Annotated in this window: 22 protein-coding genes; 12 read left to right on the top strand and 10 right to left on the bottom strand. The window is 61.8% G+C overall.

Annotation, left to right across the window (positions count from 1 at the left end; genetic code table 11):
* Positions 1-7: 7 nt before the first annotated feature.
* Entirely contained in the window at positions 8-940 is a 933-nt protein-coding gene (locus tag ACR0J5_RS16680) for a 2-hydroxyacid dehydrogenase (protein WP_480655351.1), read from the top strand.
* Here the strand turns inward: ACR0J5_RS16680 and ACR0J5_RS16685 are convergent.
* The 6 genes from ACR0J5_RS16685 to ACR0J5_RS16710 form a co-directional block, all read right to left on the bottom strand.
* Positions 937-2952: a M3 family metallopeptidase gene (locus tag ACR0J5_RS16685; protein ID WP_480655353.1), complete on the bottom strand. Its 2016-nt coding sequence runs from the start codon at positions 2950-2952 to the stop codon at positions 937-939. The two genes, ACR0J5_RS16680 and ACR0J5_RS16685, sit on opposite strands and share 4 nt — an antisense overlap.
* Before the next feature lie 57 nt (positions 2953-3009).
* The gene (locus ACR0J5_RS16690) at positions 3010-4056 is read right to left on the bottom strand and encodes a HesA/MoeB/ThiF family protein (RefSeq protein WP_480655355.1); all 1047 of its coding nucleotides are present in this window, start codon (positions 4054-4056) and stop codon (positions 3010-3012) included.
* Entirely contained in the window at positions 4056-4511 is a 456-nt protein-coding gene (gene dut / locus ACR0J5_RS16695; protein ID WP_480655357.1) for a dUTP diphosphatase, read from the bottom strand. The genes ACR0J5_RS16690 and dut overlap by 1 nt, the downstream gene beginning before the upstream one ends.
* A gap of 15 nt (positions 4512-4526) precedes the next feature.
* Positions 4527-5723, bottom strand: coding sequence for a bifunctional phosphopantothenoylcysteine decarboxylase/phosphopantothenate--cysteine ligase CoaBC (coaBC, locus tag ACR0J5_RS16700; protein ID WP_480655359.1), 1197 nt, complete (start codon positions 5721-5723; stop codon positions 4527-4529).
* Positions 5724-5786: 63 nt separating this feature from the next.
* Positions 5787-6602 (bottom strand): ChaN family lipoprotein, encoded by an 816-nt coding sequence (locus ACR0J5_RS16705; protein ID WP_480655361.1) that lies wholly within the window; start codon positions 6600-6602, stop codon positions 5787-5789.
* Complete coding sequence (locus tag ACR0J5_RS16710) at positions 6599-7477, bottom strand: RNA polymerase factor sigma-32 (protein ID WP_480655363.1); 879 nt, start codon at positions 7475-7477, stop codon at positions 6599-6601. Before ACR0J5_RS16710 ends, ACR0J5_RS16705 begins: the two co-directional genes overlap by 4 nt.
* Positions 7478-7576: 99 nt before the next feature.
* Here ACR0J5_RS16710 and cobU point away from each other — a divergent pair, with 99 nt between their 5' ends.
* Genes cobU through ACR0J5_RS16730 form a run of 4 tightly spaced genes read left to right on the top strand, consistent with a single transcriptional unit; the run spans position 7577 to position 11170 of the window.
* Entirely contained in the window at positions 7577-8098 is a 522-nt protein-coding gene (cobU, locus tag ACR0J5_RS16715) for a bifunctional adenosylcobinamide kinase/adenosylcobinamide-phosphate guanylyltransferase (RefSeq protein ID WP_480655365.1), read from the top strand.
* On the top strand, positions 8095-8673 hold the full coding sequence (locus tag ACR0J5_RS16720) for a histidine phosphatase family protein (RefSeq protein WP_480655367.1): 579 nt from the start codon (positions 8095-8097) through the stop codon (positions 8671-8673). Before cobU ends, ACR0J5_RS16720 begins: the two co-directional genes overlap by 4 nt.
* Positions 8674-8731: 58 nt before the next feature.
* Positions 8732-9613, top strand: coding sequence for a glutathione S-transferase (locus ACR0J5_RS16725; RefSeq protein ID WP_480655368.1), 882 nt, complete (start codon positions 8732-8734; stop codon positions 9611-9613).
* Positions 9614-9658: 45 nt separating this feature from the next.
* Positions 9659-11170 (top strand): YifB family Mg chelatase-like AAA ATPase, encoded by a 1512-nt coding sequence (locus ACR0J5_RS16730; RefSeq protein ID WP_480655370.1) that lies wholly within the window; start codon positions 9659-9661, stop codon positions 11168-11170.
* On the opposite strand, the gene gshB is transcribed toward ACR0J5_RS16730, so the two are convergent.
* From gshB to rsmI, 3 genes are all read right to left on the bottom strand, one after another.
* Positions 11167-12099, bottom strand: a complete 933-nt coding sequence (gshB, locus tag ACR0J5_RS16735) for a glutathione synthase (RefSeq protein ID WP_480655371.1) — start codon at positions 12097-12099, stop codon at positions 11167-11169. The two genes, ACR0J5_RS16730 and gshB, sit on opposite strands and share 4 nt — an antisense overlap.
* A 61-nt stretch (positions 12100-12160) precedes the next feature.
* Positions 12161-12532, bottom strand: a complete 372-nt coding sequence (locus tag ACR0J5_RS16740; RefSeq protein WP_480655373.1) for a YraN family protein — start codon at positions 12530-12532, stop codon at positions 12161-12163.
* A gap of 1 nt (position 12533) precedes the next feature.
* Positions 12534-13391, bottom strand: a complete 858-nt coding sequence (gene rsmI, locus ACR0J5_RS16745) for a 16S rRNA (cytidine(1402)-2'-O)-methyltransferase (protein WP_480655375.1) — start codon at positions 13389-13391, stop codon at positions 12534-12536.
* Positions 13392-13479: 88 nt separating this feature from the next.
* Here rsmI and ACR0J5_RS16750 point away from each other — a divergent pair, with 88 nt between their 5' ends.
* The 3 genes from ACR0J5_RS16750 to murJ are packed head-to-tail and all read left to right on the top strand — an operon-like array spanning position 13480 to position 18969.
* Positions 13480-14652: a penicillin-binding protein activator gene (locus ACR0J5_RS16750; protein WP_480655377.1), complete on the top strand. Its 1173-nt coding sequence runs from the start codon at positions 13480-13482 to the stop codon at positions 14650-14652.
* The gene (locus ACR0J5_RS16755) at positions 14612-17431 is read left to right on the top strand and encodes a [protein-PII] uridylyltransferase (RefSeq protein WP_480655379.1); all 2820 of its coding nucleotides are present in this window, start codon (positions 14612-14614) and stop codon (positions 17429-17431) included. Before ACR0J5_RS16750 ends, ACR0J5_RS16755 begins: the two co-directional genes overlap by 41 nt.
* Positions 17428-18969: a murein biosynthesis integral membrane protein MurJ gene (gene murJ / locus ACR0J5_RS16760; RefSeq protein ID WP_480655381.1), complete on the top strand. Its 1542-nt coding sequence runs from the start codon at positions 17428-17430 to the stop codon at positions 18967-18969. Before ACR0J5_RS16755 ends, murJ begins: the two co-directional genes overlap by 4 nt.
* Here the strand turns inward: murJ and ACR0J5_RS16765 are convergent, their stop codons facing one another.
* The gene (locus tag ACR0J5_RS16765) at positions 18970-19656 is read right to left on the bottom strand and encodes a rhomboid family intramembrane serine protease (RefSeq protein ID WP_480655383.1); all 687 of its coding nucleotides are present in this window, start codon (positions 19654-19656) and stop codon (positions 18970-18972) included.
* An 86-nt stretch (positions 19657-19742) separates the two neighbouring features.
* Between ACR0J5_RS16765 and trpS the strand changes: the two genes are divergently transcribed.
* From trpS to ACR0J5_RS16785, 4 genes are read left to right on the top strand one after another with little or no spacing between them, the layout of a single operon-like run.
* Entirely contained in the window at positions 19743-20771 is a 1029-nt protein-coding gene (gene trpS, locus ACR0J5_RS16770; protein WP_480655385.1) for a tryptophan--tRNA ligase, read from the top strand.
* 59 nt (positions 20772-20830) lie between these two features.
* Complete coding sequence (locus ACR0J5_RS16775) at positions 20831-21694, top strand: branched-chain amino acid aminotransferase (RefSeq protein WP_480655386.1); 864 nt, start codon at positions 20831-20833, stop codon at positions 21692-21694.
* Positions 21695-21754: 60 nt separating this feature from the next.
* Entirely contained in the window at positions 21755-22210 is a 456-nt protein-coding gene (locus tag ACR0J5_RS16780) for a universal stress protein (protein ID WP_209195306.1), read from the top strand.
* A gap of 9 nt (positions 22211-22219) precedes the next feature.
* Positions 22220-22813: a DsbA family protein gene (locus tag ACR0J5_RS16785; RefSeq protein ID WP_480655388.1), complete on the top strand. Its 594-nt coding sequence runs from the start codon at positions 22220-22222 to the stop codon at positions 22811-22813.
* Positions 22814-22875 lie beyond the last annotated feature (62 nt).

Here is a 22875-nt window from a genome sequence, read left to right on the forward strand (position 1 = left end):
GCCCTGAATGTCCGTGAACATCCTGTTTTCCGCGCGCCCCCAGCTTTGGCCCGTGTACCAGCCGCTGTTGTCCAAAGACCTGACCGGCTTGGGACTGGATTTTCACCTCAGCACGGACATCGCGCCGGATCAGGTCGACTATGTGGTCTATGCGCCCAATGGGGGCTTGCTGGATTTCACCCCCTACACAAGACTCAAGGCCGTCCTCAGCCTGTGGGCGGGGGTTGAGACCATATCGGGCAACGAAACGCTGACCGTGCCACTGGCGCGGATGGTCGATCACGGTCTGACGCAGGGTATGACCGAATGGGTGGTCGGCCACGTGCTGCGTTATCACCTGGGTATGGATCAGCACATCACCATTCAGGACGGCACCTGGGCCCCTGTCGCGCCACCGCTAGCGTCAGAGCGAGAGGTGTGTGTTTTGGGATTAGGCAAACTGGGCGAGGCTGCCGCCCGCACGCTGAAAGCCCTGAACTTCAACGTCACCGGTTGGAGCCGCAGCGCCAAGGACATTCCCGGCATCACCTGCCTGCACGGGGCCGAGGGGCTGCGCACCGCCCTGTCCCGCGCCGAGATCGTGGTTTTGCTGCTGCCGGACACTCCGGCCACCGAGAGCATTCTGAACGCGGACACTCTGGCCCTGCTGCCCCAAGGGGCCCGTATCATCAACCCGGGCCGTGGGCCATTGATCGACGATGACGCCTTTCTGGCCGCGTTGAACAGCGGTCAGGTCGGTCATGCCACGCTGGACGTGTTTCGGGTCGAGCCGCTGCCTGCGGATCACCCCTATTGGGCGCATCCGAATGTGACCGTGACGCCGCATATCGCCTCGGAAACCCGGCCCGTGACAGCCGCGCAGGTGATTTGCGAGAACATCCGCCGGGGCGAGGAAGGCGAACCCTTCCTGCACCTCGTCAATCGCGATCTGGGCTACTAAGCAGCGATCAGGCCGCGCCCTTTCAACAGCGCCTCAACACCCGGCAAGCGGCCCCGGAAGGCCAGATACAGGTCTTCGGCCTCACGCGAGCCGCCGGTGGACAGGATGTTTTCCTCCAGCGCCTTGGCGCGTTCGGGATCAAAAGCACCGCCCGCCTCTTCAAAGGCGGCAAAGGCGTCGGCATCCATGACTTCGGACCACATATAGCTGTAATAGCCCGAGCTATAGCCGTCGCCCGCAAACACATGCGCGAAATGCGGTGTCGCATGGCGCATCCCGATGGCTGCTGGCATACCGATACCGGCCAGAACCTCGGCCTGTTTGGCCATCGGGTCCGCCGGGGCGTCGCCATCATGGAACGCCAGATCGACCAGCGCCGAGGCGACATATTCCACCGTCTGAAAGCCCTGATCGAAATTGGCGGCCTTCAGCACTTTCTCAAGCATCTCTTGGGGCATCGCCTCGCCGGTGTCGGCATGGGTCGCGAATTCAGACAGAACCTCGGGCACCTCCAGCCAGTGTTCATAAAGCTGGCTGGGCAGTTCAACGAAGTCCCGCGCCACGGACGTGCCCGAGATGCTTTCATAGGTCACATTCGACAGCATCTGGTGCAGCGCGTGGCCGAACTCATGGAACAGCGTCCGCGCATCATCATAAGACAACAGCGCCGGATCGCCCTTGGCGAAATTGCAGACATTGATCACGATCGGAGCCTGCGGTTTTGGGAATTTCGCCTGCCCCCGCATCGCGCTGCACCACGCACCGGATCGTTTTGACCCGCGCGCGAAATAATCGCCGATGAAAACCGCGATATGCTGGCCGCTGCGCGTGACCTCCCACGCGCGACAATCGGGATGGTAGAGCGGCACATCCAGTGGTGCGAACTCCAACCCGAACAGGCGGTTGGCGCAGGCAAAAGAGGCCTCGATCATCCGGTCCAGTTGCAGGTAGGGCTTCAACGCGGCCTCATCCAGATCATGCTCGGCCTTGCGGCGTTTCTCAGCGTAATAGCGCCAATCCCACGCGGCCAGAGGGCCATTGACCCCATCCGCCTGCATCATCTGTGTCAGAATGTCGGCATCCGCATCCGCGCGGGCCTTGGCGGGCTCCCACACCTGCATCAGCAGGTCGTGCACCTTGTCGGGCGTACGGGCCATTTCGGTTTCCAGCTTGTAATCGGCAAAACTGTCATAGCCCAACAGCTTGGCCCGTTCCTCGCGCAGCGCCAGAATTTCGGCGGCGATCTCACGGTTATCCGTCTCACCCCCATTGGCGCCGCGTGCGGTCCACGCCTTATACGCCGTCTCGCGCAGATCACGGCGGGGCGAGAATTGCAGGAACGGCACAATGATCGACCGTGACAGGGTCACAACCGGGCCGTCTGCGCCCTTTTCCTGACCGGCGGCACGGGCGGCATCCACGACGAAATCGGGCAGACCTTCCAGATCATCCTCGGACAGCTCCATGAACCAATCCCGCTCATCCGCCAGCAGGTTCTGGGTAAAGGACGTCCCCAATGAGGCCAGCCGCGCCTTGATTTCCTGCATTCGCGCGTCTGCGTCGCCGGTCAGCGCCGCGCCTGCGCGCACGAAACCCCGATGGGATAGCATCAGAACCCGCGCCTGTTCATCGGTCAGGTTCAAATCGTCCCTGCGGGCCCACAGGTCAGCCACACGTTGAAACAGAGCTTTGTTCGACGAAATACCCGAAAAATGCGCCGAGAGTTTGGGCGAGAAATCTCGCTGCAATGCCTCGCGCGCTGGATTGCTATCGGCCCCGGCCACGGTGAAAAACACCGACAGGACCTTGTCCATCTGCTCACCCGCGGCCTCTAGCGCCTCAATGGTGTTGGCAAAGGTAGGCGCGTCCGGGTTCCCGGCAATCGCATCGATCTGCGCGTTATGGGCCGCCATTGCCTGATCCAGAGCGGGCGAGAAATCATCATCCGCGATGTCGGCAAAAGGTGCGATTTCGAACGGCGTGGTCCAGTCGGACAGGATCGGATTGGTCATAGAAGTCTCCTTTGACCACAGAGTTAGGAACGACAGGCCGGATGATCCAGTGCAGCGCTACGCGCCCGTGCCACAAATCGGACAATCGGCGCGGCGCGACAGGGAAATCTTGCGGCTTTCGCCATACAGCGCGTCGTAAATCAGCATCTCACCGCGCAGCGCCTGACCGGCATCGGTGATCACCTTGATCGCCTCAACCGCCATCATCGACCCCACCACACCGGGCAGCGGGCCTATCACCCCCGCCTCGGCGCAGGACGGGGCCAGACCGGGGGCCGGGGCCTCGGGGAAGATGCACTGATAGCACGGCGCGTCACTGGCCGGGTCAAAGACGCTTAGTTGCCCTTCCCATTGCGACAGTGCGCCCGAGATCAGCGGCTTGCCCAGCGCCACGGCTGTACGGTTGGCCAGATAGCGGGTGTCGAAATTGTCAGTGCCATCGAGGATCAGGTCGAAATCGGCAAACAGGTCTGCGGCGATCTCATCGGTCAGGCGTCGGTGGTAGGGCAGCACCGTCACGTTAGGGTTCTGAGCCTGCATCGCCTGCTGCGCCGAGAACACCTTGGGCATCCCGATATCCGCATCACGGTGGATGACCTGACGTTGCAGGTTGGCGTTCTCGACCTCATCATCATCGATCACGCCGATTGTACCGACGCCTGCCGCCGCAAGGTATTGCAACGCAGGTGCCCCAAGCCCTCCAGCGCCGATCACCAGCACGCGGGCCTGTTTCATCTTTTTCTGCCCCGGCCCGCCCAGCTCGCGCAGCACGATGTGGCGGGCATAGCGTTCCAGTTCGGTCTCTGAGAATTGGTCAGACGGCATGGCGGAATCCTCGGGTTCGGCAGGGGTGGCGCGGTTGCGCAGACGTTTCAGCACGTTCCCGTAAACCAGAACCAGAATGGCGAGGCCACCCAATATCAGCCAGGGCGCTGCCGAGCCGCCGGTTGCCTCACGCAACGGGTTCCCATCCGGCAGAACCAACTGCGCCGTGATCACGCCCAACACCAGAACCCCGACCGAGGTCGCCCGGGCCATTCGTGATACGCCAGCCACGTACCCAACCGCCCAAAGGCCCGCCGCCAGGATCAGGACCAGCAGCATCAGCCGCGCCCGGTCGAGCCGAACCCACCCGCACCGCGTTCCGTGTCGCTAAGGGTTTCGGCGGCCTCGAACGTGGCCTGCACCACCGGGGCGACGATCAACTGGGCGATGCGTTCGCCATGGGTGACCTCGAACGCCTCTTGCCCCGCATTCAGAACAATCACCCCCAACGGCCCGCGATAGTCGCTGTCAATCGTGCCCGGCGTATTGGGCAGTGTGATACCGTGTTTCAGCGCCAGACCTGAACGGGGGCGCACCTGCACCTCATACCCTTGCGGGATTTCGATACGCAGGCCCGTGGGCACCAGCGCGCGTTGGCCGGGCTCTAACATGACCGAGGCCCCGTCCGGCAGGTTCGCCCGCACATCCGCGCCTGCCGCGCCCTCGGTTTCATAGGATGGCAAGGGGATTGACGGATCAGACCCTTCCTCTCGGATCACACGAATAGCTACCATTGCGGTTCCTCTTGTTTATTGGGTCAGCGCGTCAGCGATCCGGCCCGCCAGACGCTGCGCGACGTCGTCCTTGCCCATGCGCGGCCATTCCTCGGCCCCCGCGTCCGAGATCAGGATGACCGCGTTTTCCGATCCACCCATGATCCCGGTATCCGGGCTGACATCATTGGCCACGATCCAGTCGCATCCTTTGCGGCCCCGCTTGGCGGTGGCATGTTCGATCACGTCGTCCGTCTCGGCCGCAAAGCCGACAACCAGCGCAGGGCGGCCTGCCTCCATATGCGAGACCCGCTTCAGAATGTCGGGGTTTTCGGCAAATTCCAGCGTGGGCAACCCATCGCGGCTTTTCTTCAGCTTTTTGTCCGAGGCACTGGACACCCGCCAATCGGCAACCGCCGCCGCAAACACCCCTGCATCAACGGGCAGAGCGGCATCCACCGCATCCGACATCTGCTGCGCGGTTTCCACGTGCACAACCTGCACACCCGGCGGGGGCGGCACATCCGCAGGGCCGGTGACAAACACAACCTCGGCCCCAAGCGTCGCCAGCGCTCGCGCCACCGCCGCGCCCTGCGCGCCCGAGGAGCGGTTGGCGATATAGCGGACCGGGTCGATGGGTTCATGCGTCGGCCCCGAGGTGACAAGCACGCGCTTGCCGGATAACGGCCCATCGCCCAATTCCGCCTCAACCGCTGCGACAATCTCCAACGGTTCCGACATGCGCCCGGGGCCGTATTCACCGCAGGCCATGTCGCCTTCGTTCGGGCCAACAAACCGGATGCCATCCGCCTGCAACTGCGCCAGATTGCGCTGCGTTGCCGGGTGATCCCACATCCGCACGTTCATAGCGGGCGCACACAGCACCGGCGTATCGGTCGCCATCAGCAGGGTCGAGGCAAGATCATTGGCCAGCCCGCCAGCCATCTTGCCCATCAGATCAGCCGTAGCCGGGGCGACAACGATCAGATCGGCGGAACGCGACAGCTGGATATGGCCCATCTCGGCCTCATCCGTCAGGTCGAAGAGATCACGATAGACCTTCTCTCCGGCCAATGCAGACACCGACAGGGGTGTCACGAACTCCTCGGCCGCGCGGGTCAGAACAGGGGTCACGGACGCACCGCGTTCCCGCAGGCGGCGGATCAGGTCCAGCGACTTATAGGCCGCAATGCCACCGCCGATGATCAGCAGAATGCGTTTGGATGCCAGCATGATAAGCCCTTCCTGTCCCGACCGGCCCCGACATTATGCAAGCGGGCCGTTCAGTTCCAGCAGTTAATTCTGCGACTGAAACGCCAGACACGGATCTTCGCGCTCAACACCCGGGCTGTCGAGGATCGCATCAAACTCACCTTCGATCAGGCCCTCCTCGGACTGGCCCAGAACGAACACTTTCAGCCCCGGACGCAAGCGCGACAGAAAGGTCGGAATGCCCCGGTCCTTACGCGCATGGCCGTTGCCCGTGATGACAGCCACCGGGCCGCCGGTTTCCTCGATCGCGCGCAGTATTGAACGGGTCAGCACAGCGTCACGCAGACGTTGTATCGCCACCATCTGCGGCAGCGCCGATTGCGGCAGAGCATCGCAATGCGCAGCCATCTGATCCGCCTCGCGCGCGACCTGTTCGTCAGTGGGCAGCGGAACAGTCAACCCATACCGCGCGGCATCCGCCCCTAATGCGGTCGCAGCACCACGCTCCATCGCAGTTCGCGCAGCCGCGCGGGGCACCATGGCCCCATAAACCGGCGCATCAGACGCCTGAAAAACCGGGTAATACATGCTGAGCGGGGGCCATCCCGATTCAATCCACTCCAGAATACGCGCCAATTCCTCGGGGTTTGAGACCGCCTTGTCGGCCAAACGCTGAGCGCCTTCCTCGGTCACCATTTCCCACACAACGGCAGAGGGCTGAATCGCCTTCAGCGCCTCGGCCTGAATGACGTGGTGTTGAGGGTTGTCGTGAATCTCGCCCAGGATCACCACATCGGCAGCGGTCATCCCGGACAGGATGTTTTCAGGTATCCGGTCATCGGCCCAAGCAGGGAGGGCCGTAACCGCAAGTGCAAACAGCAGAATCGCAAACTGTTTCATGCGATGAAGTGTTGCACCTCGCGCGATTGGGCTTCAAGGTTCTTGCGCATCTTTCCGAAGGCTGCCGCCTCAAGCTGGCGCACACGTTCCTTGGACAGGCCCAGTTCCTGACCCAGACTTTCAAGGGTTCGCGCCGGTTCGCGCAGCTTGCGTTCGCGCACGATGAAACGTTCGCGATCATTTAGGGATTGCATGGCCGTCACCAGCCAGTCGCGCAGCTGTTCGGTGTCATGGCTGTTTTCGACAGCCTCGGCGGCCTGTTCGCGGTCATCCTCAAGCGCGTCGATCCACTCACGCCCGTCCTCGTCAGCGGACTGCACTGCGTTCAGCGAGAAATCAGAGCCGGAAAGCCGCCCCTCCATCATCTCGACATCGCGCAGGGGTACTCCGATTTCGGCGGCGATCATCTGGTGCAACTGGTGGCGGTCCAGGTCCATCCCCTCGGTCGCGGCTTCGCGCTCCAGCCGGGCCTGAACACGGCGCATGTTGAAGAACAGGGATTTCTGGGAAGAGGTCGATCCGGTGCGCACCATCGACCAGTTGCGCATCACGTAGTCCTGAATGCTGGCCTTGATCCACCACACGGCGTATGTCGAAAAGCGCACGCCACGGTCGGGGTCAAACTTATCAGCGGCTTTCATCAGGCCCAGCCCAGCCTCTTGGATCAGATCATTCATGGGCGCGCCATAGCGCTTGAACTTGGCCGCCATGGAAATCGCAAGGCGCATATAGGCCGTGATCAGCCGGTGCAGGGCCTGTTCATCGCGTTCATCGCGCCACGCATAGGCGAGTTTCAGTTCGGTCTCCGCGTCCAGCAGTTCGGCCTTCATCGCTTGCCGGGACATCGAGAAATCGTTCGCATTATCCAGTGCCATTGAAATCTCCCTTTTCACAGCCGCTGGCCGGGCTTGCCTCACCGACCTAGGGTCGATACGCAGAGCAAAACGGTGTGGATCACTTGAAAGGTAAGAATAGTGGACCCGGATTTAACCTTTGTGCTGGGTGGAGCAGCCTCGGGCAAGTCGGCATTCGCCGAGCAAATCGTTGTTTCATCAGGGAAAATCCGAACTTATCTTGCGACATCACAAGTGTTTGATGATGAGATGCGCAATAAGGTTCAACGCCACGTGATCCAGCGCGGCGCGGGCTGGCACACGGTTGAGGCTCCGTTCGATCTTGGCCCGGTGCTGTCCGATCTGACCCCGGACCATATCTGCCTGATCGATTGCGCGACCATGTGGTTGACCAATCATCTGCTGGCCGAAAACGATCTGGAACAAGTTCAGGCCGAATTGCTGCAGGCGCTGCGCGATTGCCGCGCGCCGGTTGTCATCGTCTCGAACGAGGTCGGGCATGGGATCGTCCCCGATAACGCCCTGTCGCGCCGGTTTCGCGAGGCGCAGGGCCGGCTGAACATCGCGCTGGCGGCGCAGGCCGATCTGGCCGTGCAGGTCACTGCCGGGTTGCCGCTGGTGCTGAAAGGGCAGTTGCCATGACCCGCCTGCATCTTGTCCGCCACGGGCCGACGCACGCCAAAACCATGGTCGGCTGGTCCGATCTGCCCGCCGACCTCAGCGACAAGGCCGCCATCGCACGGCTGCACGATCATCTTCCGGCCGACGCGCTGGTGATCTCGTCCGACCTGTCCCGCGCGGCGGAAACGGCGTCAGCGATACAGGGTACGCGCCAACGCCTACCCCATCACCAGGACCTGCGCGAGATCCACTTTGGCACCTGGGAATTACGCGGTTTCAAAGAGATTGAGGCCGAAGACCCCGAGCTTGCCTTTGCCTATTGGGACAATCCCGGCGATGTGCGCCCGCCCAAAGGTGAAAGCTGGAACGAGGTGCGCGCCCGCGTCGATACCGTCGTGGATCACCTGATCGCCGCACATACCGGGCGCGATCTGGTCATCGTCGCCCATTTCGGCGTGATCCTGACGCAGGTTCAACGCGCCCTTGATGTCACCGCGCACGAAGCGTTCAGCCACCGGATCGACAACCTGTCGGTCACGGATATCACCCATCACGGCGATCGATGGTCCGTGGGGCAGATCAATCACTGTCCGTGATCGCACCCCGCACAAATCACTGATTTACGGATCGCTGCCGCCGCGCCATCGTACCGGCATGACCTATGATCTGTTTATCGGGGACCGCCTGTTTTCCAGCTGGTCCATGCGCGGATGGCTGATGCTGGAAAAGTTCGGCCTGCCTTATCGAAGCCATATGATCGGCCTCTATTCCGGCACCATGGCCGAGGACATGAAACCTCTCGCCCCTGCCCGCCTTGTGCCAGCCCTGCGCCTGCCCGATGGCACGGTTGTAGGCGAAAGCCTTGCCATGGCGGAAACGCTGGCCGAGCGCCACCCGGAGGCCGGGCTTTGGCCCAGGGGCCCCGCCGCCCGCGCAACCGCCCGGTGGCTCTGCGCCGAGATGGCGGCCGGGTTCACCGCGTTGCGCAGCGAATGCCCGATGCAGTTGATGCAGTGCTGGGAGGGGTTTGAGCCGTCCCAGGACACATTGACCGATCTGGAACGGATCGAAACCCTCTGGGCCCATGCGCGGGCGGTATCCGGCGCAAAGACCGGGCCGCTTTTCGGAGACTATTCTCTGGCGGATGTGTTCTACACCCCGGTTGCCGCGCGGATCATCGGGTACGGTTTGCCAGTCTCAGACGCAAACCGCGCCTATTGCCTTGAGTTGCTTGCGGACATCTCCGTCAGGCAATGGCGGGCGATGGGATTGACCGTTGCCTATGATCCCTTTCCCTATCCGCTCGATCTGCCCACGCAGGCATGGCCCATCGGGGCCCCTGCCGCGCGCGCGGTGGATCAGGGGCCGTCGGTCAATGACAGCTGCCCTTATTCTGCGAAACCCGTGACGGATTTTCTTGAGCTGGACGGCCGCATCTGGGGCTTTTGCAACCCGTTCTGTCGCGACAAAACCGTTGCTGACCCGGGCGCATGGCCAAAATTCACTGCAATGGTGACTTCCGTTAACGATTCCTAAACCGCCGCCGTGGCAGCAACGACCTGTTAACCAAAAAGGTCGTTCATGGTCTCCCGCTCTCACACTGTTGCGTTCCAAGGCGTCGATGCCCGCCCGGTTGAGGTGCAATGCGCCGTCTCGCCGGGCCTGCCCGCCTTTTCCATCGTCGGCCTGCCCGACAAGGCCGTGTCCGAAGCCCGCGACCGGGTGCGCAGCGCACTCAGCGCGATGGCCATCGCCTTGCCATCCAAGCGCATTACCATCAACCTGTCCCCTGCCGACCTGCCGAAAGAGGGCAGCCATTTCGACCTGCCCATCGCCGTCGCGTTGCTGTCGGCGCTGGAGATCATTCCACCGGACGCCGCCGAAGGGGCCGTATCACTGGGCGAGCTGTCGCTGGACGGATCGTTGGTGCCGGTCGTGGGCGCCCTGCCTGCCGCCATGACCGCCGCGGCCGAGGATCGGACGCTGCTGTGCCCCAAAGCCTCCAGCGCCGAGGCAGCCTGGGTCGACGCCACCCAAGTGATCGGCGCAGGGTCACTGGGGGATGTGGTGCGCCATTTCTCGGGCCAGTCCCCCTTGCCCGCCGCCCAGCCCGGCGAAGTCAGCCTTGCGCCCAGCGCGCGCGATCTGCGCGACGTGAAGGGGCAGGAACGGGCCAAACGCGCGCTGGAAATTGCTGCCGCCGGGCGTCACCACCTGATCATGATCGGCACACCGGGGTCGGGCAAATCGATGCTGGCCGCCCGCCTGCCCGGCATCCTGCCGCCGCTCACCCCGGTTGAGGCATTGGAAACCTCGATGATCCAGTCCTTGTGCGGATTGCTGGACGAAGGCGGTATCAGCCGTACCCGCCCGTTTCGTGAACCGCATCACACGGCCTCGATGGCCGCTATCGTTGGGGGTGGCAAAGGGGCTAAACCGGGTGAGATCTCGCTGGCCCATAACGGCGTGTTGTTCATGGACGAATTCCCAGAATTCCCCCGCACCGTGCTGGAAACCCTGCGCCAGCCGATTGAAACCGGCGAGGTGATGGTCGCCCGCGCCAACGCCCATGTGAAATACCCCTGCCGTTTCATGCTGGTGGCCGCCGCCAACCCCTGCAAATGCGGATACCTGACCGACCCCGCCCGTGCCTGTTCCCGCGCGCCGGTATGCGGTGAGGATTATCTGGGGCGCATCTCAGGCCCGCTGATGGATCGATTTGACCTGCGGATTGAGGTGCCTCCGGTGGGCTTCACCGATCTTGATCTGCCGCCCTCGGGCGACAGTTCGGCCACCGTGGCCGCGCGGGTCAACGCCGCACGCGCCATTCAGGCCGACCGTTTCGCGGGCACGTCCACGCGGCAAAACGCCGATGTTGAGGGCAAGGTTCTGGAAGAAATCGCCGCCCCGGACGCCGAGGGTAAAGAACTGCTGTTGAAAGCCGCCGAACGCTTCGGCCTGTCCGCCCGCGCCTTTCATCGCATTCTGCGCGTGGCCCGCACGATTGCCGATCTGGAAGGCGCGCCGGATGTCCGCCGCCCGCACGTGGCCGAGGCGCTGAGCTTTCGCATCAGCGCCAAGGTCGCGTCTTAAAGCTTGGCCTCAATCGCCTGCCAGATTTTTTCGGCGATGTTCACACCGTCGAACCGTTCAAGTTCCTGAATGCCGGTGGGCGAGGTCACGTTGATCTCGGTCAGATAGTCCCCGATCACGTCGATGCCGACGAAAATCTGGCCTTTTTCCTTCAGCAAGGGGCCAATCGCCGCGCAAATCTCAAGATCACGCTCGGATAGGCCGATTTTTTCTGGACGACCGCCCACATGCATGTTCGAGCGTGTCTCACCTGCCGCAGGCACGCGGTTGATGGCGCCGACGGGTTCTCCGTCCACAAGAATTACACGTTTGTCGCCATTGCTGACGTCGGGCAGGAATTTCTGCACGATCAAAGGCTCGCGCGAGAACCCGGTGAACAGCTCGTGCAGCGAGGTCAGGTTGCGGTCATTGGCATCCAGCCGGAACACACCGGCCCCACCATTGCCGTAAAGCGGCTTGAGAATGACATCCTGGTGTTTTTCCTTGAACGCCTTGATGGTCTGCAAATCCCGCGCAATCGTGGTCGGAGGCGTCAGGTCAGGGAAATCCAGAACCAGCAGTTTTTCGGGATAATTGCGCACCCAGAACGGGTCGTTGACCACCAATGCCTTACCCTTCAGGCGATCCAGCAGGTGGGTCGAGGTGATATAGTGCATATCGAACGGCGGGTCCTGCCGCAGCCAGATCACGTCGAAATCGGCCAGATCAACCTCACGCTCGGGGCCCAGTTCCGCCGGGTTACCTGCGATGCGCTGCACTGCCATATCATGGCCCCGCGCGGTGATCCGACCCTCTTGATAGGCCAACTGGTCGGGGCTGTAGAAAAACAGCGAATGCCCACGCGCCTGCGCCTCTTCGGCCAGACGGAACGAGCTGTCTGCATTGATATCCACGGCCCCGATCGGGTCCATCTGAAAGGCGATTTTCATGGCGTGTCCCTCAATTTCACGCCAGATACATGGCCCAGCGCGGCCATGGGTTCAATGGGTGTCAGCCCTGATCAAAGGCGTTTTCGATGATTTGAACCGCACCCGTCCCATCCACCAGTGCCGCATCGAAACGGGCATTGGTCAATTGCCCGTTGGGTTCCGTTTCCAGAAACTGAGAGGCAGACGCATAGATGCGATCCATCTGACGGCGGCTGATCCGGGCGGCTGCGGCCTCAAAACTTTTGCTTTTCTTGACCTCGATGAACACGACCCCATCAGCGTTCCGCGCAATCAGGTCAATCTCACCCCCAGGGCCGCGCCAGCGCCGCTGCGCGACTGAGTATCCAAGCCGTTCGTAATGGGAGGCAACCTGCTGTTCGGCCGCTTGCCCGGCGTGATAGGAAACCGAACTTCGGGCAGATCGTGCAGCCATATCATCCCTTTCCCAGTTTCAGCGCCTTTTGATAGATCGGGCGGCGCGGCAGCTTGTACATCTCTGACACCAGATCCGCCGCATCCCGAACTGAATGGGTTTCCAAGGCTTTCTTCAACGCCTCTTCTACGTCCAATTCATTAACAGTTTCCGAATGCCCACGGTCCACAAGCAGGACAATCTCACCTTTGACAGTCTCATCCTGCAGGGCCTCCGCCAGCTCTGCCAAGGTCCCGCGCCGAACCTCTTCGAATTTCTTGGTCAATTCGCGGCACAGGGCCGCCGGGCGGTCGGGGCCCAGCACCTCGACCAGATCGGACAGGCAGGCCGCGACACGTTTGGGCGATTCGTAAAACACGAGCGTGCCGGGGATGTCGCGCAGGGCTTCAATCCGAGTTCGACGTGCACCCGAAGCATTTGGCAAAAAGCCCGCGAAAAAGAATGCGTCTGTCGGCAAACCCGCCAAAGTCAGCGCCATCAAAGCCGCCGAAGGGCCCGGCGCGCAAGTCACCACATGCCCGGCCTCAGCCGCTTGCCGCCCCAGATCATAGCCCGGATCGGCAATCAGGGGCATTCCGGCCTCGGACGCGTAAGCCACCGATTTTCCCTCGGCCAGCGCATCCAGAATCTTTCCACGCGCACCCGCGCCGCTGTGATCGTGATAGGCCAGGATGCGGCGCCCTTCCAGCGGGACGCCGTGAATCTCCATCAACCGGCGCAGGCTCCGGGTGTCTTCGGCGGCGATCACATCCGCCGAGGCCAGAACGTCCAGCGCCCTGAGCGTAATGTCGCGTGCCGTCCCGATCGGAGTGGCAACAAAATACAGGCCCGCGCCCAATCTGACTTTTTGGTGATTCAAAGCTGGACCCTCACAGCGTGACGTCTATTATCGCGACCCAATAGATTGGCGGTATCACAAGCCGTTGGGACAGGGAGTTTTCATTCAGATGTTTACCGTTTGCAAGCCCGTTCGCAAGCTGGCACGTACCGCCGCCATTTTGGCCACCGCAGCTTTCCTTGCCGCGTGTGAGGTTGGCACCATTGGCGGTGGCCCGTCGATCAACACGTCCGACCCTGTTCCCGTCGCCCTGCTGGTGCCCGCCGGATCGGGTCAATCAGGCGACGCAGCCCTCGCGCGTAGTCTGGAAAACGCGGCACGTCTGGCCATGGCTGACCTGCAGAACGTGACGATCGATCTGCGGGTCTACGACACCCGCGGCAGTTCGAACACAGCTGCCGAGGTGGCGCAGCGGGCTGTGGCCGATGGGGCCAAGATCATTCTCGGTCCGGTTTACGCGCAGGCGGCAAACTCTGCCGGGCTGGCCGTGCTGAACAACAACGTCAACGTCCTGTCCTTCTCAAACAACACCAGCATCGCGGGCGGCAATGTGTTCGTACTGGGCCCGACCTTTGACAACACCGCCAATCGGCTGGTCGGCTTTGCCGGATCGCAGGGCAAGAACAACATGGTCATCCTGCACAGCAATGATGCGGCGGGCCAGTTGGGGCAGGCCGCTATTTCCACGGCTCTCAGCAGCAGCCGCGTGAATAATGCTGGCGCGGTTGGCTACGACCGCTCGCAGCAGGGCGTCATCAACTCGGTCCCATCCGTCAAGGCAGCGGTCGATGCATCAGGAGCAGACTCGCTGTTCATGACAGCCACCACAGCGGGTGCATTGCCGCTGTTCAGCCAGCTTCTGCCCGAGGCAGGTATTTCGCCCGCGACCACACAATTTATCGGTCTGACCCGCTGGGATATTCCGCCGCAAACGCTGGAACTGCCAGGCGTGCAGGGCGGCTGGTTTGCGCTGCCCGACCCGTCCAAGGCGCAGGCCTATCGCCAGCGCTACAACAACACCTATGGTGAGGCACCACACCCGATCAGCGGGCTGGCCTATGATGGAATCGCTGCAATCGGTGCACTGGTCAGCCAGGGAAAATCCAATGCGCTGACCGCTTCGGCGCTGACGCAAAACGCCGGTTTCCAGGGCGTTGGCGGCATCTTCCGCCTGCGTCCGAACGGTACGAATGAACGCGGTCTGGCTGTCGCCACGATCCAGAATAAACAGGTAATTGTGATTGACCCTGCCCCACAAAGCTTCTCAGGCGCCGGTTTCTGATCAAGCGGCGCTGACGCTGACCCCTAAGGGTGAGCTGATTTGCCCCGTCGATGACATCTTTGACAGCGCGGCTGTGTTGGCCCAACTGTCAGAGGCATTTGAAACCACGTCCGACAATGGCGCGCGGCGGAATGAGACCGTGCGCATTCTGCGTGCGGCCCAGAAAGCCGGGCGTCAGGCCATCGCCGACGCGTTTGCCCAGCGCCCCTTTGCGGCACGTCCACTGACACATTCCTACACCTATCTGACCGATGGATTGGTCTGCACGGCCATGAAAGTCGCCAGCGAATACCTGCACCCGCTGGCCACTCCGACCCAAGGCGAAAAGATCGCCGTGATGGCGGTTGGCGGCTATGGGCGGGGCGAGATGGCTCCATCCTCGGATGTGGATCTTCTGTTTCTGACGCCTTACAAGATCACCGCCTGGGCCGAGAGCGTGATTGAATCCATGCTCTATATCCTGTGGGATTTGCGGCTGAAGGTTGGGCATTCCTCGCGCACGATCAAAGACTGTCTGCGGCTCGGTGCCGAAGATTTCACCATCCGCACCTCCATGTTGGAACTGCGCTATCTGGCCGGGGATCAGGCCCTTGGGGCCGAGCTGGACACCCGCCTGAAATCCGATCTGTTCAAGGGCAGCGAGCGGCAATTCATCGAGGCCAAGCTACAGGAGCGCGACGAACGCCACCTGAAGCAGGGCCAGCGCTATATGGTTGAACCCAATGTGAAAGAGGGCAAGGGCGGGCTGCGCGATCTGCAATCGCTCTACTGGATCGCCAAGTATATCTATGGCGTGCAGGACGTGGCCGAGCTGGTGCCGCTGGGCCTGTTTACACGTGACGAGTTCAACACCTTTGTGCAGGCCGAGGATTTCCTGTGGGCCGTCCGATCGCACCTGCATCTGGTCACCGGGCGGGCCACGGAACAGCTGACATTCGACATGCAGGTCGAGGTCGCCGCCCGCATGGGGTACGAAGACCGCGCCGGTCGTCGCGCGGTCGAAGTGTTCATGCAGCGCTATTTCCGCGAGGCCACCCGCGTGGGGGAACTGACGCGGATTTTCCTGACCAAGCTGGAGGCGACCCATATGAAGGGCGCGCCCCTGCTGGAGCGCATCTTTCGCCGCCGCCCGCGGGTCAAGGCAGGTTATACGGTGGTCCATGGCCGTCTGGACGTAGCTGACCCGGATGCATTTCTGACCGACAAGCTGAACCTCTTGCGCCTGTTCGAAGAGGGGCTGCGAACGGGTATGCTGATCCACCCGGACGCAATGCGGCTGGTCAGCGCCAACCTGCACCTGATCGATGACGATATGCGCGAGAACAAGGAAGCGCAGCGCATATTCCTGGATCTGATGCTGAAACACGGCAACCCCGAACGGGCCCTGCGTCGGATGAACGAACTGGGCGTTCTGTCAGCCTTTTTGCCGGAATTTGAACACATCGTGGCGATGATGCAGTTCAACATGTATCACAGCTATACGGTGGACGAGCATACCATCCAGTGCATCGTCAACCTCAACCAGATCGAATGCGGAGAGCTGGTGGAATCCCTGCCCCTGGCCTCATCGATCCTGAAAGAGGGCGTCAACCGCAAGGTTCTGTATGTCGCCCTGCTGATCCATGACATCGCCAAGGGACGGCCCGAGGATCACTCGATCCTGGGGGCGCAGATGGCCCGCAAAATCGCCCCCCGGCTGGGTCTGAACAAGACGGATGCGGAAACCGTCGAATGGCTGGTGCGCTATCACCTGCTGATGTCAGACATGGCGCAAAAACGGGACATCTCTGACCCGCGCACCGTGCGCGACTTTGCCAAGGCGGTGAAAACGGTCAAGCGGCTGGATTTGCTGACCGTGCTGACCGTCTGCGACATTCGCGGGGTGGGGCCGAACACCTGGAACAACTGGAAAGCAACCCTGCTGCGGGCGCTGCATGCGGAAACCAAGCGGGCGCTTGAGACAGGGATGGAGGACCTCAACCGCGCCAACCGCGGGACCGAGGCCAAGAAAGCCCTGCGCGCGGCGCTGGCGGATTGGTCCAAGTCGGACCTCAAGGTCGAAACCGGCCGGCATTACCCGCCCTATTGGCAGGGTCTGAACCTGTCGACCCATGTAGAATTTGCCGACATGCTGCGGGCGCTGGAACAAAACGGCGATCCGGGTGAGGTGGAAATCCGCCTGCAACCTGACGAAGACCGCGACGCCACCCGTGCCTGCTTCGCCATGGGCGACCACCCCGGCATTTTCGCACGTATCGCCGGGGCGCTGGCACTAGTGGGGGCCAACGTGGTGGATGCACGCAGCTATACGACCAAGGACGGCTACGTCACCGATGCGTTCTGGATTCAGGACGCCGACGGCCATCCCTTTGAATCCAGCCGCCTGCCGCGTCTGACGCAGATGATCCACAAAACGCTCAAGGGTGAGGTCGTGGCCCGCGACGCGCTGAAATCGCGTGACAAGATCAAGAAACGCGAGCGCGCCTTTAACGTGCCCACTCATGTCACCTTCGACAATGACGGGTCCGAGATTTACACGATCATCGAGGTTGACACCCGCGACCGCCCCGGTCTGCTTTATGACCTGACGCGGACGCTGGCGGCAGCCAATGTCTATATCGCCAACGCCGTCATCGCGACCTATGGCGAACAGGTGGTCGACACCTTCTACGTCAAGGACATGTTCGGGCTGAAATACCATTCGGAGAGCAAGCAGCGCGGGCTTGAGGCCAAGCTGCGCAAAGCCATCACCGAGGGCGCCGAGCGCGCGGAATCATGAAGCAGATCCGGCTGTTTTCAGGCCTGTTCACGGTCGGGTTCTGGACGCTGGCCAGCCGCGTACTGGGCTTTTTGCGAGAGATTCTGCTGACAGCCTATATCGGTCCGGGCCCGGTGATGGATGCCTTTGTCGCGGCTTTCCGCCTGCCCAATATGTTCCGCCGGTTCTTTGCCGAGGGCGCGTTCAACGCGGCCTTCGTCCCGATGTTTTCCAAACGGTTGGAAGGCGACGAGAACGCCGAAGGTTTCGCGCAGGATGCGTTCAACCTGTTGGCCGCCGCCGTGCTGACTTTGGTCGGTCTGGCGATGGTGTTCATGCCTGCGCTCATTTGGTTCACCGCGCAGGGGTTTTATGGCGACGAACGGTTCGATCTGGCGGTGGATTACGGCTATGTGGTCTTTCCCTATATCCTGTTCATGTCGCTGGCAGCACTGTTTTCGGGTGTCCTGAATGCTACGGGCCGCTTTGCCGCGGCAGCTGCAGCGCCCGTTCTGTTGAACATCTTTGCCTGCACCGCCCTGATCGCCGGCGCCATATCGGGGGGTGAGGTCATTCGCTGGCTGATCGCCGTTATCCCCGTGGCCGGAGTTGCGCAACTGGCGCTGGTCTGGGTCGCGACCGAGCGTGCAGGTATTCGCATCCGCCCCGGCCTGCCAAAGCTCAGCCCCGAGATGCGACACATGGTACGCATCGCCGTTCCCGCAGCGCTCGCCATGGGGGTCACTCAGGTCAATCTGGTGGTGGGTCAGTTGGTCGCCTCGCAAACGGAAAAGGCGGTCAGCTGGCTGTTTGCGGCGGATCGTCTGTATCAATTGCCTTTGGGCGTGGTGGGCATTGCGGTGGGCATCGTGTTGCTGCCCGACCTGTCGCGCCGTCTGCGGGCCGGGGACAAAGATGGCGCGCGCAACGCTTATTCCCGGGCCGGAGAGTTCACGTTGCTGCTGACGCTGCCCTCGACCGTCGCCTTCATTGTCATGCCCGGCCCCATCGTATCGGTCCTGTTCGAACGCGGGCAGTTCACGCCGCAGGACACAACGGCCACGGCGCTGGCCGTGGCGATCTATGGCATCGGCCTGCCCGCCTTCATGCTGCAAAAGCTGCTTCAACCGCTGTATTTCGCGCGTGAGAATACGCGGACCCCGTTCCACTATGCTGTGGTCGCCATGATCGTGAATGCGGTGCTGGCCTTTGGTCTGTACCCGCTGGTGGGTTGGATTGCACCCGCGATTGCGGCCTCGACTGCCGGGTGGGCCATGGTCGCGCTTTTGGCTTTTGGCGCGCGCCACATGGGCGAAGAGGCGCAGTTCGACGCCCGGTTCAAACGCCGGGTGTGGCGGATTGTGGCCGCGTCGCTTGGGATGGGAGTGGTCCTTTTTGCCGCCCTTCAGCTGTTCGGCTGGACGCTGGGCCTGCCCGGCTGGCGCTATCTGGCACTGCTTATTCTGATCATGGTGGCCGCGGTCTCGTATTTCGGTCTGGGCCACCTGTTGCGCGCGTTTGAACTGTCAGAGTTCAAAAAGGCCCTACGTCGGTCCTGATCAGTCTCGGCGAATGCGCCGCACGATCCGCGCCCAACCGCCCGGAGCCAGAAAGAAAGACAGCCCAAACCCGGTCGCGAACCCGCCCAGATCGGCAATCCAGTCAGACGTACCGCCGAACAGCAGGCCAAAGACCAGTTGGATGCCCATAAGTGCCGCAATCAGCCCAAAGGCCCGCGATTGGTTTTCTCCCACCAAGGACAGCTTGCGCCACAGCAGCCAAGTGAACGCCCCGATCAGACCATAGACCGGAGGGAAACCGCCAACGAGCGGATAGCGCGGGTCCAGCAGCAGGGCATAGGCCAATGCACCACCGACGCCGGACAGCACAAAAATGACCAACATCTGGAATCCACCAAAGACTTCGGCCACCATTTTGCCCATGGCCAGCAGGAAAACGCATACAAAGACGGCCTGCGTAAAGCTGCCCGAGACGAACGGGTAGGTCACAAATCGGATCAGATGTTCAAACGACCAGCGCCCGTTTTCCATCATCCAGTCGAAAATATCGGGGGAAAACGAATAGCTCTGCAGCGCATCCAGCCGCCAGCCGACGGCACCGGGCCCTCCGATCAGGCCGCGGCTGCCCAGCGTAAAGGCCAGTTCGATCCCCATGATAAACAGAACCAGCGCCACCACCACGGGCGGCAGGGGGTTCACGGCGGGTGTATAATGCTCACTGCTCATTGGGCTGGCCTTTCGCGGCTGTTGACGTCCCTTGGCCTCATGGGTAAGCGACGGGGGCTGATTTTTCCAGACGGGAGTTCCCTTCGATGACCGAGACCCAGTTCACACCGCGCGTGTTTTCCGGCATCCAGCCGTCGGGGAACCTGCACCTTGGCAATTATCTGGGGGCGCTCAAGCGGTTCGTGGATATGCAGGGCGAAGACTATGAGACCATCTATTGCATGGTCGATCTGCACGCCATCACCGTCTGGCAGGACCCGGCCCGTCTGCGTGAAAAAACACGCGAGGTCTGCGCAGGTTTCATCGCCGCCGGACTGGACCCGGAAAAATCGATCCTGTTCAACCAAAGCCAGGTGCCCGAGCACACGCAACTGGCGTGGATTTTCAACTGTATCGCCCGCATGGGCTGGATGCAGCGGATGACGCAGTTCAAGGACAAGGCGGGCAAGAATGCGCAGAACGCCTCGCTGGGTCTGTTTGCCTATCCGGCACTGATGGCAGCGGATATCCTGATCTATCACGCGACCCATGTGCCGGTGGGCGAAGATCAGAAACAGCATCTGGAACTGACCCGCGACATCGCGATCAAGTTCAACCACGACTATGGCGTTGATTTCTTTCCCGTGACCGAGCCCGTGATCGGCGGCCCCGCGCCGCGCGTGATGAACCTGCGGGATGGGTCGCGCAAGATGTCGTCCTCGGACCCGTCGGACATGACCCGGATCAACATGACCGATGACGCCGACACAATCGCCAAGAAAATCCGCAAGGCCAAGACCGACCCGGATGCCCTGCCCTCTGAGGTGGATGGCCTGTCCGAGCGCCCCGAGGCCCGCAATCTGGTGAACATCTACGCAGCCCTCAGCGATCAGACCGCCGCACAGGTTCTGGCCGAGGTCGGCGGCAAACAGTTTGGTGAGTTCAAGCCGATGCTGGCGGAACTGGCGGTGTCAAAACTTGGCCCGATCTCGTCCGAGATGGCCCGCCTGATGGGCGAAGAGGCCGAGATTGACCGGATTTTGGCCAAAGGTGCCGAAAAAGCCCGCGCCGTCGCCGCCCCGATCCTGCAGCAGACCTACGAAATCGCGGGCATGGTTGGCGCGAAACAGGGCTGATTGCTCTGGACGTTGCCGCAACGTCTTCCTAGGTTTGCCGCAAAGCTTGGGAGGGCGTCATGGCAGTCGGCAAAAACATCCGCACCTATTTCGAAGGTCAGTGGCATGACGGGGACGCCCCCATCATGCGCGCGGCTGATCATGGCGCGTGGCTGGGATCATCGGTGTTTGACGGTGCGCGGTATTTTGACGGGCTGGCCCCCGATCTTGAGGCCCATTGCGCCCGCGTAAACCGATCTGCCGAGGCGCTGATGCTAACCCCTTTCGTGACGACCGAACAGATGGTCGAGATCGTTCGCGAAGGTCTGCAAAGCTTTTCCCGCGATGCCGCCGTTTATATTCGCCCGATGTATTGGGGTATCGATGGCGACGCGACCGCCATCGTACCTTTGGAAAACAGCACCGGCTTTGCCATCTGCCTTGAGGAAATCCCGATGGCGCCCGAAAGCGCCTCGGCCACCTTGGGATATACGCGGTTCCGCCGTCCGGTTCTGGAATCGGCGGTCGTGAACGCCAAGGCCGGGTGCCTTTACCCCAACAATGCCCGGATGCTGCAAGAGGTGCGCTCCAAAGGGTTCTCGAACGCGTTGGTGGCGGATGCGTTGGGCCATGTGGCCGAAACGGCGACGGCCAACATCTTTATGGTCCGGGATGGAGAGGTTTTCACGCCCACCCCAAACGGTACGTTTCTGGCTGGAATCACCCGCGCGCGCCATATCGAAAACCTGCGTGCCGACGGCTTGACCGTACACGAAGCCATCCTCAGCTTTGATGATTTCCACAAGGCCGATGAGGTGTTCATGACCGGCAACATGAGCAAGATCACCCCGGTCACTGCGCTGGAGGATACGCAATATCAGGTCGGTCCCATCGCCCGCCGCGCGCGCGAGTTGTATTGGGATTGGGCTGCCAGCGCGGGTTAGGCATCTGTTGCCAGTCCCCGTCAGGTCAGGCATGATCGCCCGAAATGAATGAGGACACCCATGCGTAAGTTCCTGGTCGTATTGGATGACAGCCGCGAATGCCTGAACGCGATGCGCTTTGCTGCCATGCGCGCCGCCCATACTGGGGGCGGTGTGACGATCTTGTCGGTCATCCCGCCGGATGAGTTCAACCATTGGATCGGCGTGGCCGAAGTGATGCGCGAAGAAGCCCGCGAACGTATCCATGCCCATTACGAGGTTTTCGCCAAATGGATGCGCGACAAACAGGGCGTCGATCCGGAGCTGGCCATTCGCGAAGGCGACCCTGTGCCACAGATCATCGAGCACGTGCAATCCGATCCTGAGATCGGCGTGCTGGTCCTTGGGGCTGGTGTTGAAAAGAAAGGCCCCGGTCCGCTGGTGACGCAGTTGACCAAGAACTCGGGCAGCCTGCCGATCCCGATCACCATCGTTCCCGGCGATCTGAGCAAGGAAAAGCTGGAAGAGATCACCTAGGGGCCGCCCATGCCGCGCAGCATCCAGTTCTGGTTCGAATTCGCCTCGACCTATTCCTATCTCAGCGCGATGCGGATCGAGGAACTGGCGAAAGGTCGCGGGGTAACAGTCGAATGGCATCCCTTTTTGCTGGGGCCGATCTTTGCAGCGCAGGGGTGGGACAACTCTCCGTTCAACCTCTACCCCGCCAAAGGGCGCTATATGTGGCGGGATATGGAACGTTTGTGCGCGCAACGCGGCCTGGCCTTTGTCCGGCCTGATCCTTTTCCGCAAAACGGCCTGAAAGCGGCGCGGCTGGTGTTGGCAATTGATGATCCAGTGCGCAAAGCGGCGTTTGTCCGGGCGGTCTATTCCGCCGAATTCGCGCATGGCCTGACTATTTCCGACGATGCGACCCTGACGAAATGTCTGGAACAGGTCGGATTGCCGCCCGAAACACTGGACCGGACGCAGGACCCCGCGATCAAAACCGCGTTGATTGACCAGACGAAGACCGCGCAAGAAAAGGGTCTGTTCGGTGCGCCCAGCTTTGTGGTGGGGGATGAACTGTTCTGGGGCGATGACCGGTTGGACGCAGCTGTGCAACTGGCCGCTGAAATTTAGAACCGTTCCAAATCTTGACTTCCCCGGCCCGGACCCGCATATCAGAGACAACCCAAACGGAG

It is taken from the genome of Ruegeria sp. BE1 (assembly GCF_056538885.1).

What these genes read in the sequence shown, in the direction of transcription:
- ACR0J5_RS16680 (WP_480655351.1), top strand. Translation starts at nt 8, where the DNA reads ATGTCCGTGAACATCCTGTTTTCCGCGCGCCCCCAGCTTTGGCCCGTG.
- ACR0J5_RS16685 (WP_480655353.1), bottom strand. Translation starts at nt 2,952, where the DNA reads ATGACCAATCCGATCCTGTCCGACTGGACCACGCCGTTCGAAATCGCA.
- ACR0J5_RS16690 (WP_480655355.1), bottom strand. Translation starts at nt 4,056, where the DNA reads ATGCTGCTGGTCCTGATCCTGGCGGCGGGCCTTTGGGCGGTTGGGTAC.
- dut (WP_480655357.1), bottom strand. Translation starts at nt 4,511, where the DNA reads ATGGTAGCTATTCGTGTGATCCGAGAGGAAGGGTCTGATCCGTCAATC.
- coaBC (WP_480655359.1), bottom strand. Translation starts at nt 5,723, where the DNA reads ATGCTGGCATCCAAACGCATTCTGCTGATCATCGGCGGTGGCATTGCG.
- ACR0J5_RS16705 (WP_480655361.1), bottom strand. Translation starts at nt 6,602, where the DNA reads ATGAAACAGTTTGCGATTCTGCTGTTTGCACTTGCGGTTACGGCCCTC.
- ACR0J5_RS16710 (WP_480655363.1), bottom strand. Translation starts at nt 7,477, where the DNA reads ATGGCACTGGATAATGCGAACGATTTCTCGATGTCCCGGCAAGCGATG.
- ACR0J5_RS16720 (WP_480655367.1), top strand. Translation starts at nt 8,095, where the DNA reads ATGACCCGCCTGCATCTTGTCCGCCACGGGCCGACGCACGCCAAAACC.
- ACR0J5_RS16725 (WP_480655368.1), top strand. Translation starts at nt 8,732, where the DNA reads ATGACCTATGATCTGTTTATCGGGGACCGCCTGTTTTCCAGCTGGTCC.
- ACR0J5_RS16730 (WP_480655370.1), top strand. Translation starts at nt 9,659, where the DNA reads ATGGTCTCCCGCTCTCACACTGTTGCGTTCCAAGGCGTCGATGCCCGC.
- gshB (WP_480655371.1), bottom strand. Translation starts at nt 12,099, where the DNA reads ATGAAAATCGCCTTTCAGATGGACCCGATCGGGGCCGTGGATATCAAT.
- ACR0J5_RS16740 (WP_480655373.1), bottom strand. Translation starts at nt 12,532, where the DNA reads ATGGCTGCACGATCTGCCCGAAGTTCGGTTTCCTATCACGCCGGGCAA.
- ACR0J5_RS16750 (WP_480655377.1), top strand. Translation starts at nt 13,480, where the DNA reads ATGTTTACCGTTTGCAAGCCCGTTCGCAAGCTGGCACGTACCGCCGCC.
- murJ (WP_480655381.1), top strand. Translation starts at nt 17,428, where the DNA reads ATGAAGCAGATCCGGCTGTTTTCAGGCCTGTTCACGGTCGGGTTCTGG.
- ACR0J5_RS16765 (WP_480655383.1), bottom strand. Translation starts at nt 19,656, where the DNA reads ATGAGCAGTGAGCATTATACACCCGCCGTGAACCCCCTGCCGCCCGTG.
- trpS (WP_480655385.1), top strand. Translation starts at nt 19,743, where the DNA reads ATGACCGAGACCCAGTTCACACCGCGCGTGTTTTCCGGCATCCAGCCG.
- ACR0J5_RS16775 (WP_480655386.1), top strand. Translation starts at nt 20,831, where the DNA reads ATGGCAGTCGGCAAAAACATCCGCACCTATTTCGAAGGTCAGTGGCAT.
- ACR0J5_RS16780 (WP_209195306.1), top strand. Translation starts at nt 21,755, where the DNA reads ATGCGTAAGTTCCTGGTCGTATTGGATGACAGCCGCGAATGCCTGAAC.
- ACR0J5_RS16785 (WP_480655388.1), top strand. Translation starts at nt 22,220, where the DNA reads ATGCCGCGCAGCATCCAGTTCTGGTTCGAATTCGCCTCGACCTATTCC.